Below are 14,651 nucleotides of genomic sequence, written 5' to 3'. Positions count from 1 at the left end.
TATGACTAAGCACAGCAACAACGGCCAGACCTTCACTACGTTATGGGAAAATGACGATGAGTTATTTTCCATTGTGAAAAAAGAATTATACACGGCTGTGGTAGGCGACATTATGGACAAAATGGGATTGATGCGCCAGTTTCTCCCGCCGGAAATACAGCCGCTGCAAATGGACATGTTCGTGATAGGCCGGGCCATGCCGGTATTGGAAGCGGATGTTTTCTCTGAAGATCCTGCACTGGGACAAAATGCCGTACTGAAACAATCATTTGGCCTGATGTTGCAGGCTCTCGATGATCTCAAGAAAAATGAGGTCTATATTTGCACCGGCGCCTCTCCTACTTATGCGCTGTGGGGTGAACTAATGAGTACAAGAGCCATGAAACTGGGTGCTGCCGGGGCAGTGGTAGATGGATATTCACGCGATACCCGGGGCATTCTCGATCTCAATTTTCCGACCTTCTCCTACGGACGTTATGCGCAGGATCAGGCTCCCCGGGGTAAAGTCATTGATTTCAGGGTACCGCTGGAAATACGCGGCGTCCGCATCATGCCCGGCGACATTGTGTTGGGAGACATGGACGGCGTATGTATTGTTCCGCAACAGGCAGAAAAAGAAGTATTCTCTCTCGCTATAGAAAAAGCCAGAGGAGAAAAAATGGTACAACAGAAAATCCTGGAAGGTATGAGCGCCAGTCAGGCATTTGAGAAATACGGAATAATGTAATCATGAAGAAAAGCTTACTTACACTTATCGGTGCCACACTGTTCCTGTCTGCCGCCGCGCAAACACAGCGGCTTTCCCCCAGACCACAGGAAGTTGTTTCGCTCAACGGCGAATGGTCTTTCCAGGGACAATACCCTATCCACGTGCCGGGAGAATGGACCATGCAGGGCTTCACGATCCAGGAAGGTGAAACGGCCGTATACCGCCATGCGCTCAACATTCCGGCATCCTGGAAAGGACAGCGCATCAAACTCCGCTTTGATGCGGTAAGCAGTCATGCGCTGGTGACTGTAAACGGCGTAAAAGTGGGAGAACATGAAGGCGGATTTGTGCCGTTTGAAATGGATATTACCAACGCCCTTCGCGGCGCCAACGATACACTGACTGTAGCAGTACAGGCACTCACCATCAGCGATTACCTGGCCTGCACTTCCCAGTACGCCGTGCATACCGTAGGTGGCTTACTGCGCAAAGTAACGATGTTTGCCCTGCCACCGGTAAACCTGGCAGACATTTCCATCAATACCACCTTCGATGCGCAATATAAAAATGCGACCCTGCATATTTCCGCCGCCATCGGCAATGAATCAACATCACCGGAAAATGCATCCCTGCGTTTCACCTTAACGGATGCCAATGGAAAAACGGTACTATCACCCGGCAATACACCGGAAACCCGGATTTCGCCAGCTGATCTTTTTACGAAAGATGTCAGCTTCCCCGTTCGCGCACCGCAGCAATGGACGCCCGAACACCCTTACCTGTACCAGTTACAGGTAGCCCTGCTGAAAAACGGGCAACCAACGGAAACTGCTGTGTATAAAGTGGGATTCAGGCAGGTGCAGGTAAAAGGCAATGAATTACTGGTAAATGGTAAACCGGTAAAATTACGTGGCGTGAACAAGCACGATGTACATCCGCTCACCGGCCGCAGTATCACACCGGCCTTAACCCGGGAAGATGCACTCCTGTTCCGCAACGCCAACTGTAACTATATCCGTACCTCTCACTATCCGCCTTCAGAGGAATTCCTGGAAGCAGCAGATGAACTGGGACTTTTTGTAGAAAGCGAAGCAGCACTCACCTGGATACAACACGGCGCTTCTCCTATCTGGAAGCTGTGGAATTACAAGGATGAAAAATTTCTGCCGTACATGATACAGGCCAATGCGGATAATATCCAGGCAGGGAAAAATCACCCGTCGGTGATCATCTGGTCGCTCGGTAATGAATCCTACTGGAGCCCGCTATGGGAGAAGGTACTGGCGTTCGTAAAGAAAACGGATCCTTCCCGTCCTACTACCTTCCACGACCAGTGTTGGGGAGGTTTCAACAATGCGCACAGCAAAGCCGATATTGCGGTATATCATTATCCGGGCATCAACGGACCTGCGCATGCGGCCAAATCGGAACGCCCCGTTCTCTTTGGTGAATACGCGCATCTCTCCTGTTACAATCGCCGGGAACTCCTCACCGATCCAGGTATCCGCAGCGCTTACAATGCACCACTGGTTACTTTCTACGATTCTATCTATCATTACAAAGGCAATCTTGGCGGCGCTATCTGGAGCGGCATCGATGATATTTTCCACCTGCCCGGCGGAGAAATAGTAGGTTATGGTCCATGGGGGCCGATAGACGCCTGGAGAAGACCCAAACCGGAATATGCAGGTGTAAAAAAAGCGTATAGCCCGGTGAAAGTGCTCGGTGTAAAAGAACATACCGACTACCTGGAACTCACCCTCCAGAACCGTTATGATTTTACTTCTCTGAAAGATGTAAAAATTGAAGCCGACGGTCAACCACTCTCCTCCGCCATTGCAGCTGGTAATACCGGCATCTTAAGGGTACCAAGGAAAAACAATACACCGGTTCATCTAACGTTTACGGATCCACGGGGATTTGTATGTGCGGAAGAATTATTCGGGCAGACAGCTCCTGCACCGGTTGCCAGACCAACCTACGCAGTCAGCTGGACGGAGAACAACGGCGCCTACTTTGTGCAGCAGGGACCTTATCATTACACCATCAGTAAAACAAAGGGGATCATTACCAGTCTGCGCAAAGCACAGGACACCCTGTTGCGCCAGGGACCAGTGTTCTGTGTAGTGCCCACCAACAGTGATGACGGCGGTAAGCCCAATGTGGCCGGGGAAACTTATCAGAATAACATCTACCCACTGAAAAACTATCCGTTGTACACCATTTTCGCGGATCAGACACATATCAGTCAATCGGCTGCCGGTGTAAAAATCGACGTAGACGTTACCTATACCTCAGGTAAAGGAAAACAATCTTACCTGTTCACCCCTGCCGGTGAGCTGATCACCGAATATGAAGTGGCGTATAACGGGGAAGATACCATTCCTTACCAGTATGGTTTACTGCTGCAACTGCCCAAACGTTTTGAAACGTTGCAATGGGCGCGCAAAGGGGAGTTCACCGTATATGACTCCTCCGACATCGGAAGAAATAACGGGGTGGCACATCTTGAGGCCAAACAGTTAAATGGTGTGGAAGCATTCGGCGTGCAGCCATCCGCGTTATGGAAGGATGATGCCAACGAAATGGGCTCCAATGATTTCAGATCTACCAAAAGATTTATCTATACAGCTGCTCTTTCCGATCAGTCAGGCAATACCCTGCGGGTGTTATCCGACAGCAAACAGCATTCCCGGAGCTGGTTGCAGGATGCCGCGATCCAGTGGCTGATTGCGGATTATACCAACAATGGTTCCGAACCATTTTACGGCTCGCCACACTCAGATGGAAAAGTTAATATTAAGAACAAAACACTTAAAGGAAAACTAACAATCAGTCTGCCATGATTCCACACTTTAAAATAAATTGCGCAGGGCTTTTACTGCTGTTGTCAGGAGCCCTGCATGCACAGGATTATATAGCCCCCGGGCGACAGGCACTGGCGCCATTGCCAGCCAGTACCAGCGGTGTAAAAGGCGCTGTCACCAGCCTGGCCGGCACCTGGCAGATCAATCTGACGAAGGAGCCATCCGGCTGGCAAAAAATACAGGTACCCGGGGAACCGGCCATGCAGGGAATCACCATACAACACGACCAGCCCTTTCAGTACCGCCGTGATGTTACCATTCCCGCAGATGCCGCCGGAAAAACGCTCGCCATCCGGTTCAACGGCGTGTACAACCATGCAAAAGTGTGGGTAGACGGACATCTGCTCCGGGAGCATTTCGGAGGTTTCACTGCCTGGGAATGCGATATCACGCCCTATGCCTCCGCAGGTAAAACCGTACAGCTGGTAGTAGAAGTAACCGATCGTACAGATGATATCTCCTTTGCCTCCGGGTATGCCCACCACCCTATCGGTGGTATTCTTCGTGATGTGCAACTGGTGATACGGCCAACACAACATCTGTCAAAATTATATACCCGCACCAAACTTTCTCCTGATTTCGGCGCTGCTGAACTATCACTGGAGATGGGTGTGAATAAAAGTACTGCCTTAACTTCGGTTTCCTGGACACTGACAGCACCGGATGGCAGTAAAGTCGTTACACAGAGAGTGACAGTAAAGGATGCGGCCAACATTACAGACAAAATAGCGCTACCACAGGTGAAAACCTGGACGGCCGAAACGCCTTCTCTCTATCAGCTGTCGGTAACGCTCTATGAAAAAGGGATAGCCACCGAAACCATCCGGCAACAGATCGGGTTCAGGGAAGTAATGATCAGGGACAAAAACCAGTTGCTGGTAAACGGGAAACCAGTGAAACTCCGGGGCGCTTGTCATCATGATATGGACCCGTTGATGGGCAGATCTACCCACCGCGCACAGGATAGCCTTGATGTAATACTGGCAAAAGAAGCGAACCTGAATTTTATCCGTACCTCACACTATCCACCCACGCAGGATCTGCTGGAGTTCTGCGACCGTTATGGTATCTATGTACAGGAAGAAACCGCGATCTGCTTTGTGGGCCAGGACAGAGGCGGCGACTACAATAAATACAGTTCCACACAAAATGATACCGCATTCACCGCCCGCTACCTGGGCCAGTTGAGCGAAATGATAGACCGCGACAGAAACCACGCTGCCATCATCATGTGGTCTGTTGGCAATGAAAGCAGCTACGGCAGCAACTTCCAGCAGGAATATGATTTTGTAAAACGGATAGATCCATCCCGGCCGGTATCCTGGTCGTGGCCCACCAGCGCGCTCAAAGAGGGCAAACGTTGCTTTGATATTGCCGTAGGACATTATCCTATTTATAGCGGCAACGGCGGCGATATGGGCGGTATAGACCAGCACATGATGCATCCCGATTTCCCGTTGCTGAGCGACGAGTGGGCGCACGTGGCCTGTTACAATACCGGCCTGCTGAAGTATGATCCGAATACGAAAGACTTCTGGGGCCGCAGTATCGATACCACCTGGCTAAACCGGTTTGATGTACCGGGAAATGCGGGCGGCGCTATCTGGGGCATGATAGATGAAACATTCCATCTGCCAGGCAAAGTAACCGGTTACGGGCCATGGGGCATCGTGGATGTGTGGCGGAGGAAAAAAGCAGAATTCTGGAATACAAAAAAAGCCTACTCTCCTATCCGCATTGGCACTACTGTATTCACAAACGCCCGTACCGGCGACGTGTTGCAGCTACCTGTGAAAAACCGGTTTGATCATCTTTCTCTATCAGAGGTAATTTGCAAAGTCACTTCTTCCGGAAAAAAATTCTCTTTGAAAATGCCGGCCATTGCCCCGCATGAAACAGGCGTGATCGCATTCGATACCAAAAACCTTTCCGGCTCAGCTGCGTTATTACAATTCTTTAGCAGCAACGGACAACTGATCGATGAGGAAAAAATTTCATGGGGTCCCCGCCCGGCCATGACATTGCCGGCAAAAAGCGGCACCTGGACAACAGGTGATAAGCTGTTCAGCCATGGCCGCCTGTCGCTGTATGCGGATAAAACGCCGGATAGTGCTTCCATCAGCAACGTGGCGGTGATGACAGGTATGCCTGATATCGTGATCAATAGTCCTGTTCACTGGGATGCGTTTAAAAACACCGAAGGTAAATTCTCCGGCGCCACGCATATCAGCGAAACGAGTGTAAGTAATACTAACAGTGGCCGTACCTGGCACCTGCAGGGCATGAATGGCAACTACCCGGTAAAAATGGATATTACCATGTATGCATCCGGTCTGGTAGAAGTAGCGTATGAAGCCGATAGTATCCCTTTGCATACCTGGGAGATAGGCGTAAAAGTACCTTTATCCGGCGCGATGGATAAAATAACATGGCAGCGTAATGGCTACTGGTCCACCTATCCGGAGGGGCATTTGTCCGCCAATACCGGCAGTGCAGATAAAAACAGCGGCGCCGTGTATCATTACCGCCAACGCCCTGCTGCCAATGTTGCGGAAGATATGACCGATTACTACCTGGCGGGTAGCATCGAAGAAGCAAAAGCCACCACCGCTGCATCGGAAAGCTATCGGGCAAAAAAAGAAAACATCCTGGAATACATTGTTTCCGGTAAAAAACTGCCCGGCAGTGTGAAGGTGGTTTCAGATGGCTCACAGGCCGCTAAAATGCAGATTGATGCAGATGGCAGGCAATGGCTGATCATCACCGATAAATGGGATTACTGGAGCCTGGCATGGGGTAACTACCAGGGCACAGCGAATCCCTCCCGGAAAGTAAAAGGTGTGGCGCGATTTATTATTGAATAAAAAAATACTGATATGAAAATAACGGATGTAAAAGTGTGGCTGGTAGAAGGCGTGAAATATAACTGGACGCTGCTGAAAATTTATACAGATACCGGTCTTACCGGCGTGGGAGAAGCCACCAACTGGCCAGGCAGCCCGATTGTATACCACGCTGCCAAACATGTGGGCGAACGTATCATCGGTCTGGACCCGATGAAAACAGATTTTATCTGGACAAAACTTTACCGCGATCTGAACTGGATGGGACCTTATGGCGCCAGTCTTTGTGCGATCAGCGGAATCGATATGGCACTACTGGATCTCAAAGGGAAAGCACTGGGCGTACCTTGTTACGAATTACTGGGCGGTGCTTACCGGCAGGATATACAGCTTTACGCCAACTACTGGTTCACCGGCGGCGGGCATAATGCGGCCGACTATGCCGCACAGGCGCTGAAAGTAAAAGAAGCAGGATTTACCGGTTTAAAATTTGATCCCTTCGCGCATACCAACTATCTCTATGGGGAAGATCTTTCTTCCAACCTCACGCTTACACCTGCGCAGCAAGACCTGGCCTTTGAAGTGAGTAAAGCCGTAAGAGAGGCTGTAGGACCGGATTTCGACATCATGATAGAAACACATGCCATGTTGAATTACCGGGTAGCGGTAAAAATGGCGCAACGCCTGGCCACACTGGATATCACCTGGTATGAGGAACCGGCAGGACCGGAAAGCGCAGATACCCTGCGTGCCATGCGGGAACGCATTCCGTCCAATGTGTCTATCTGTGTAGGTGAGCGGCATTATACGCGGCATGGTATCCGGCCCTTGCTGGAAAAGCATGTTTGTGATATCATGATGCCTGATATTACCCGTTGCGGCGGCCCTTCTGAAATGAAACGGATGGCTACCATGATGGAAGCTTACAATGTGTTGCTGGCGCCGCATAACCCGAATGGTCCTTTATCTACGCTGGCATCTGCGCAGGTGTGTGCTTCCGTACCTAACTTTTTCAGACAGGAATTTATGTATAATGATGTACCCTGGAGGGATACCGTTATTACGCATCCCATTGCAGACATGGTGAAGAATGGTCACCTGCAACTGAGTACCCGGCCAGGTTTGGGCGTAGACCTGGTGGAATCGGAAATGGAAAAACATCCGGGGATCCTTACACCCAAACCGGGATTCTATGTATAAGGAATGGACAGCTTCGGTGGTGTATCCCGGCAAAGCCCTTCTGGGAGAGGGGCCGGTCTGGGATGCCCGCCGCCGGCGGTTATACTTTGTAGATATCAATGGCAGGCGGGTGAACAGCTTTGATCCGGTAAACGGGAACTTCCAGCAATGGAATACCGGGAAGCGGACCAGCCTGATCATCCCTGCCAGCGATGGTCGTTTTTTACTGGGTACACAGGGCAGCCTTGAATTATCGGACCTGGTAAATCCCGCTTCCACCCTCACCCTGGTAGAACCTGCCCTACCGCAGCATCGCTGCAACGACGGCAAATGCGACGCCAAAGGAAGGTTATGGTTCGGCACCATGCACCTGAATGCCCGCCCCCAGGAAGGTGCCTTGTACTGCTACGACGGATCATTGCGAAAAGTGCTGGATGGCATCAGCATTTCCAACGGTATCTGCTGGTCGGCCGATAACAAAACCATGTATTATATCGACACCCTGGAACGTAACATCCGGGCATATGATTTCGATCTTGCGGCCGGTACATTGGGAAAAAGCAGGATCGTGACTACGGTCGCCGACTTCCCCGATGGCATGTGTATGGACCAGGAAGGCATGTTATGGGTAGCCATGTGGGGCGGAAAAAGTGTTCACCGCTATCATCCCGGCAGCGGTGAGCTGATGGGCAAAATATGGGTGGATGCACCACATGTGTCCTCCTGCGCTTTTGGTGGCCACGATATGAACCAGCTGTTTATCACTACTGCCAGGGAAGGCTTAACGCCAGCACAACTACAGGACTACCCGCACAGCGGCGACCTGTTTGCCGTACAACTACCTTTCACCGGTGCGCCAGCACATTCATTCTCCACGTAAACGTTATGCATTTAGAACTGATAGATTATGGGATCATAGCGCTTTATTTCCTGTTTGTATTAGGCATTGGCCTGATGCTCAAAAAGAAAATAAAGACAGGCAATGATTTCCTCATGAGCAACCGTAATATACCGCTGTGGATCACCAGCCTGGCATTCATCTCGGCCAACCTGGGCGCACAGGAAGTGTTGGGCATGGCTGCCAATGGCGCAAAATACGGTTTATATACGGTACATTTTTATTGGCTGGGCGCCACCCTGGCCATGATATTCCTGGGCGTTTTCATGATGCCTTTTTACTATGGCAGCAAGGCGCGCAGCGTACCGGAATACCTGAAGTTGCGGTTCGATGAAAAAACCAGGACGTTTAATGCACTCACCTTCGCAGGAATGACTGTATTTTCTTCCGGCGTATCCTTGTATGCGTTGGCCATGCTGATGCAGGTGATGCTGGGATGGGATTTTGATTTCTCGATCTGGCTGGCGGCGGGCATTGTGCTGGTATACATTTTCCTGGGAGGCCTTACCAGCGCGGTATACAACGAAGTCCTGCAATTCTTTCTTATTGTACTCGGTATAGCGCCGCTTGTATACATCGCACTTCACAAAGCCGGTGGCTGGGAAGGCATTATCCAACATGTAGATGATGCGAAACTGCATGTATGGAAAGGCTTATCGTCGCCCGAAAAGAATCCTATGGGTGTGGATGCGGTGAGTATGGTGTTCGGGTTGGGATTTGTACTGGCCTTCGGTTACTGGTGTACTGATTTTCTCGTAGTACAGCGTGCTATGATCAGCCGCAACCTGAATGAAGCGCGAAGAACACCAGTGATCGCCACCATCCCTAAAGTATTTATGCCACTGATCGTGATCCTTCCGGGCATTGTATTGCTGGCGCTGCAACAACAATTTGACGGCTTTCAATTGCCCATCAATGCCAGCGGCCAAACAGATTACAACATGGTGTTGCCGCTGCTGCTCAAAAAATTCTATCCCAATGGCTTGCTGGGTGTGGGCATTACTGCGTTGATTGCCTCTTTCATGAGTGGCATGGCGGGGAATGTGACTGCATTCAATACAGTATGGACCTTTGATATCTACCAAACCCATATCCGCAAAAATGCTTCCGAAAAGCATTACCTGTATGTAGGTAAAATAACAACAGTAGCTGGCATACTTATTTCCGTAGCCACCGCTTATGTGGCACGCGGTTATAACAGCATCATGGACCTGTTGCAGCTGGTATTCAGCTTTGTGAATGCGCCACTTTTTGCGACCTTCTTCCTCGGTATGTTCTGGAAACGAACTACGGGAAATGGCGCTTTCTGGGGCCTGATGGCAGGTACACTCACCGCTGCTTTTGTACATGGCGTTTCTGTGGCAGAAGGTAAAGGAGGATGGATTTATCATTATACTGATTTTTACTCCGGTACCAGCCAGGCGTTCACCATTGCTTATCTTTCTTTCCTGGCATGCCTGGTGGTGACCATTGTGGTAAGTCTCTTTGGCAAACCCAAACCCGACCAGGAACTGACGGGATTGGTGTACAGTCTTACCGAAAGAATTAAGGACCCCGAACAACGCTGGTATAAAAACCCGTTGTGGCTGGGTGTTGCAGTATTGGTATTTACGATTGCACTGAACATAATATTCTTTTAATGGATAGATTTCTGGATCTCCGGTTTGTGATCGGATTGTTTTTTATACTCACTGGTTTACTTTTGCTGCTATATGGCTGTTTCCATCCACAGGAGACGATCAATCTCTGGAGTGGCGGATTATTCTTAATTTTCGGGCTGTTCATGGCGTTCCTGTCGTTTAAAGTAAAACAGTCTTAATACCTTATGTATGTCACTGGAGATAAACTTAGCAAACAAAGTAGCGGTTGTTACAGGCGCAGCCTCAGGCATTGGCGCCGGGATAGCTGCCATGTTGCAGCGTGCAGGCGCCACCGTAGAAGGTTGTGATATCAATGAAGGCAAAAGCATTTCCCGTGTAGACGTGACCGATACCCTTCAACTGAACAACTTTGTATCTGACGTGACAGCACGACGCGGACGGATTGACATTGTGGTTTCCTGTGCAGGGAGCAATGTGTTTACCGGGGCAGCAGCGTCTTCAGAAGCGGACTGGAAACGGAATATGGATTTAAACCTGACCGCACACTGGCAACTGGCGCTTGCCTGCAAAGCAGCGCTGGAGGCTTCCGGCGAGGGCGTTATCATTATTATTTCTTCCAATCATGCCTTCTCCACTATACCGGGATGCTTTCCTTACAACATTGCAAAAACAGCGCTTACCGGGTTAGTTCGCAGCCTGGCCATTGAATGGGGACCACAGATCCGAACGGTGGGTATTGCACCGGGATTTATAGATACCCCAGGCAATCAGACCTGGTTCAATTCATTTCCATCACCGGAAGAAGAGAGAAACCGGACAGTAAACCTGCATCCTGTAAAGAAATTGGGAACACCGGAAGAAATCGGCGCCTGGTGCGTTTTTTTGGCGAGCAGCTATGCGTCATTTTCAGCAGGTACTACTTACCTGGTAGATGGCGGAAGATCCGCATTGATGCAGGATAGCTAAACCTGATGCCTTCCTGTTTACTTCAAATGATAAAGCCTTTCGTACCCGGGTACGGAAGGCTTTATCATTTTAGCATCCCGGGAAACAATAAAGCAGTTAACTGCTAATTTTATTTATAAGTGTGATAATATCTTTAAAATCTCCGGGCTATTAAATAATACCTTCATTATACGATATCAGCCAAAATTTAAATTATTCTGCCAGTTATGAATTAATAGCACCAGCATGGCCCTGTAGCGATCCTTTTTTCTGTACCTGCCATCAGCGGTTACAACAGGAATAGCTATGCCTGAAACGACCTGCCTGTACAACCGGTACGGGATATAAACCACCTTTTTATCAAACCAAGAACAAATGAAAAAAATGTACCCTCCTTACTATGCGCCGCCAATGCACATACGAAGACCAGTACACTGCATGGCAGTCGTTATGGCCTTCCTGCTATATAGCGGAAGCATATTTGCCCAATCTGCCAGAAGTATCCAGGGCGATATCACCGATGAAAAAGGAAATAAAGTTCCCGGTGTAACCGTACTGATCAAAGGCACCAAAACCGGAACCGGTTCGGATGAAAAAGGCCACTACATCATCCAGGTACCTGCCGGTAAAGACACCCTTGCATTTTCTTTCATCGGTTATCTGCCACAAGACATAACGATTGGCAACCGCAGTACCATCAATGTGCAAATGAAGCCTAATTCAGCCACGCTCAACGACGTGGTGGTAGTAGGATTTGGTACACAAAAGAAAACCAGCCTGGTCAGCTCTGTAACCAGTATTAATCCGAAAGAAATAAAAGGGCCGACCAGCAACCTTACCACAATGCTGGCAGGACGCATATCGGGCATTATCTCGTTCCAGCGCTCAGGTGAGCCGGGGGCCGACAATGCACAGTTCTTTATCCGTGGCGTGGGTTCATTCGGAACCGGAAAGGTAAATCCACTCATCATGATCGACGGTATAGAAAGCGATAATACTGCGCTGGCAAGATTACAGGCCGACGATATTTCCGGCTTCTCTATCCTGAAAGATGCCACTGCGTCCTCTATTTATGGCGCGCGTGGGGCCAATGGCGTAGTGCTGGTGACCACCAAACAGGGAGAGTCCGGAAAAACGAAATTCAATTTCAGGATAGAAAATTCCACCTCTGCCAATACGCAGAACTTCAAAATGGCCGATAACATCACTTATATGCGGTTGGCCAACGAAGCCTCGCTTACAAGAAATGCCCTGGGTGCTGCCCCCTATTCACAAAACAAAATAGATCATACCGCTGCAGGTGATGATCCGTTGTTGTATCCGAACAACGACTGGATCAAACAAATGCTGAAAGACTATACCAGTAACCAGCGTTATAATATGAACGTAAGTGGTGGCGGAGAGAAATTACAGTATTACCTGGCCATGACCTACAACATTGATAACGGTATGCTGAAAGTGGCGCCTATCAATGACTTCAACAGTAACATCAAACTGAGAAACTATTCCGTACTATCCAATGTTACACTCAATCTCACTAAAAGCACGAAGGCACTGGTAAGCCTGAAAGGACAGTTTGATGATTACAACGGACCTGTGGGTGGTGGTTCAAAAATAGTTTCCAGCGTATTAACGGCCAACCCTGTGTCGTTTCCGGCTATATATCCGCAAAGTTATCTGCCATATGCAAAACATCCTTTGTTCGGCAACGCCATTGTTCCGGGTACCACACGTAGCCTGTTTGCCAACCCTTATGCGGAGGCAGTGCGTGGCTATCAGCAGAGCAATAAAAGTACCCTCACGGCACAGCTGCAGCTGACGCAGGATATGAGTGCGCTCCTGCAGGGGCTTAATGCCAGGCTTATGGCATACACCACCCGCTACTCTGCTTTTGATGTAGCCAGGCAGTACAATCCATTTTACTACCAGGCTTATACAGAAGACAGCAAATCAGTAGCAGGTATCAACCAGTTGAACAACAACATTCCGGGAATCGGGCAAATCGGCGATCAGGCACCTACCGAATACCTGGATTATACACCCGGTGAACGTAAACAAAATACAACCACCTATATCGAAACACAGCTCAGCTACGGCAACACTTTTGGTAAACATAATGTAACAGGAATGCTGATCGGCAGAATGTTCAACTACCTGGAAGGAGGCGTTACCAGTTTACAGCTGTCACTCCCAAAACGCAATCTTGGTGTAAGCGGGCGCTTTACTTATGGTTACGACGACCGGTATCTGGCGGAGTTTAATTTTGGATATAACGGCTCTGAAAGATTTGCCCAAAACAACCGCTACGGCTTCTTTCCGTCTATCGGTGCCGGCTGGATAGTATCCAATGAAAAATTCTTTGAAGGTCTGCACGGAGTGGTCGACAACCTGAAATTCAGGGCCACCTTCGGTTTGGTGGGTAATGACCAGATTGGCAGGGACGAAGATCGTTTCTTCTTCCTCTCGCAGGTAAACCTGAATGACCTTAACCGAGGCGCCATATTTGGTGAACGCATGGGATACAGCCGCCCGGGTGTTTCCACATCCCGCTATGGCAACAATAATGTTACCTGGGAATTGTCAAAACAATTGAACTATGGGATGGACCTCACTATTTTCAACGCATTCACTTTTACCATCGATGGCTACCGGAACAAGCGTACCAATATTCTGATGACTCGTGCCGACATTCCTTCTACCGTAGGATTGCAGGTAATACCACAGGCCAATACCGGCGAAGCACAAAGCAGTGGTATAGATGTGGCACTTGATTATAAAAAATCCTATGGCACCACCGCCTGGGTGCAGGCGCGTGGTACTTTTACCTATGCCACAAGTAAACTGCTGGTAAATGAAGAACCTGACTTTGGGCCAGGCAGGGCTTATCTTTCACAGGTAGGTCATTCGCTGAAGCAACGCTGGGGCTTTATTGCAGAACGCCTGTTTATCGATGAAAAAGATGTAGCCAATTCACCACGGCAGTTTGGTGATTATATGGCAGGAGATATAAAATACCGCGATGTGAGCGGCGACGGACAAATTACTTCCGACGACATTGTACCGATCGGGCTTCCGGAATATCCGGAAATACTTTATGGTTTCGGATTCTCTGCCGGTTACAAAGCATTTGATTTCAGCATGTTTTTCCAGGGCTCTGCCCGTAGCTCCTTCTCTATTAATTCGCTGGCGGTTTCTCCATTTATCAGTGGTCCGGTGGACCCGCTGGATAACAACAAAGTGCTGCCTATTGGCTACCAAAGCGGATTACTGGATGTGATTGCACAGGATCACTGGTCAGAAGATAACCGTAATGCCTACGCATTCTGGCCACGACTGAGTAATACCTATGTAACAAACAATGTGCAGTCATCTACCTGGTGGTTACAAAACGGCTCTTTCCTCCGGCTGAAAACGGCGGAACTGGGATACAACTTCCCCCGCCCCCTGTTGAAGCGGATAGGGATCTACAGTGGTAGAATCTACCTGAATGGTATGAACCTGCTCACCTTCAGCAAATTCAAACTGTGGGATCCTGAAATGGGTGGCAATGGTCTTGGCTACCCTGTACAGCGCGTTTATAACATTGGTGCGCTCATTGGATTTTAAACT

At 49.3% G+C, this 14,651-nt stretch carries 9 protein-coding genes; all 9 read left to right on the top strand.

The annotated features are described in order from the left end of the window. The first annotated feature begins 1 nt into the window (after position 1). The 9 genes from BMW79_RS16490 to BMW79_RS16450 all read left to right on the top strand — a co-directional run bounded on the left by BMW79_RS16490 (position 2) and on the right by BMW79_RS16450 (position 14,648). A complete protein-coding gene (locus tag BMW79_RS16490; protein WP_089896572.1) occupies positions 2–727 on the top strand; it encodes an RraA family protein in 726 nt (241 codons plus the stop codon). Positions 728–729: 2 nt separating this feature from the next. After that, positions 730–3,555 carry a glycoside hydrolase family 2 protein gene (locus tag BMW79_RS16485; RefSeq protein ID WP_089896571.1) on the top strand — a complete coding sequence of 942 codons (2,826 nt, stop codon included), beginning with the start codon at positions 730–732 and terminating at the stop codon, positions 3,553–3,555. Further along, positions 3,552–6,440, top strand: coding sequence for a glycoside hydrolase family 2 protein (locus BMW79_RS16480; RefSeq protein WP_089896570.1), 2,889 nt, complete (start codon positions 3,552–3,554; stop codon positions 6,438–6,440). The genes BMW79_RS16485 and BMW79_RS16480 overlap by 4 nt, the downstream gene beginning before the upstream one ends. A gap of 12 nt (positions 6,441–6,452) precedes the next feature. After that, positions 6,453–7,619: a mandelate racemase/muconate lactonizing enzyme family protein gene (locus tag BMW79_RS16475; protein ID WP_089896569.1), complete on the top strand. Its 1,167-nt coding sequence runs from the start codon at positions 6,453–6,455 to the stop codon at positions 7,617–7,619. Continuing rightward, positions 7,612–8,478 (top strand): SMP-30/gluconolactonase/LRE family protein, encoded by an 867-nt coding sequence (locus BMW79_RS16470; protein ID WP_089896568.1) that lies wholly within the window; start codon positions 7,612–7,614, stop codon positions 8,476–8,478. Before BMW79_RS16475 ends, BMW79_RS16470 begins: the two co-directional genes overlap by 8 nt. Before the next feature lie 5 nt (positions 8,479–8,483). Then, entirely contained in the window at positions 8,484–10,136 is a 1,653-nt protein-coding gene (locus BMW79_RS16465) for a sodium:solute symporter family protein (RefSeq protein ID WP_089896567.1), read from the top strand. Beyond that, positions 10,136–10,315 (top strand): hypothetical protein, encoded by a 180-nt coding sequence (locus BMW79_RS16460; RefSeq protein ID WP_089896566.1) that lies wholly within the window; start codon positions 10,136–10,138, stop codon positions 10,313–10,315. Before BMW79_RS16465 ends, BMW79_RS16460 begins: the two co-directional genes overlap by 1 nt. A 10-nt stretch (positions 10,316–10,325) precedes the next feature. Then, a complete protein-coding gene (locus tag BMW79_RS16455; protein WP_089896565.1) occupies positions 10,326–11,063 on the top strand; it encodes an SDR family oxidoreductase in 738 nt (245 codons plus the stop codon). A gap of 354 nt (positions 11,064–11,417) precedes the next feature. Then, on the top strand, positions 11,418–14,648 hold the full coding sequence (locus BMW79_RS16450; RefSeq protein ID WP_089896564.1) for a SusC/RagA family TonB-linked outer membrane protein: 3,231 nt from the start codon (positions 11,418–11,420) through the stop codon (positions 14,646–14,648). Positions 14,649–14,651 lie beyond the last annotated feature (3 nt).

Origin of the sequence: Chitinophaga arvensicola, from assembly GCF_900110835.1 — a bacterium.
GTDB classification, from domain to species: Bacteria; Bacteroidota; Bacteroidia; order Chitinophagales; family Chitinophagaceae; genus Chitinophaga; species Chitinophaga arvensicola.
This window is presented reverse-complemented; position numbering and strand designations above follow the sequence as displayed.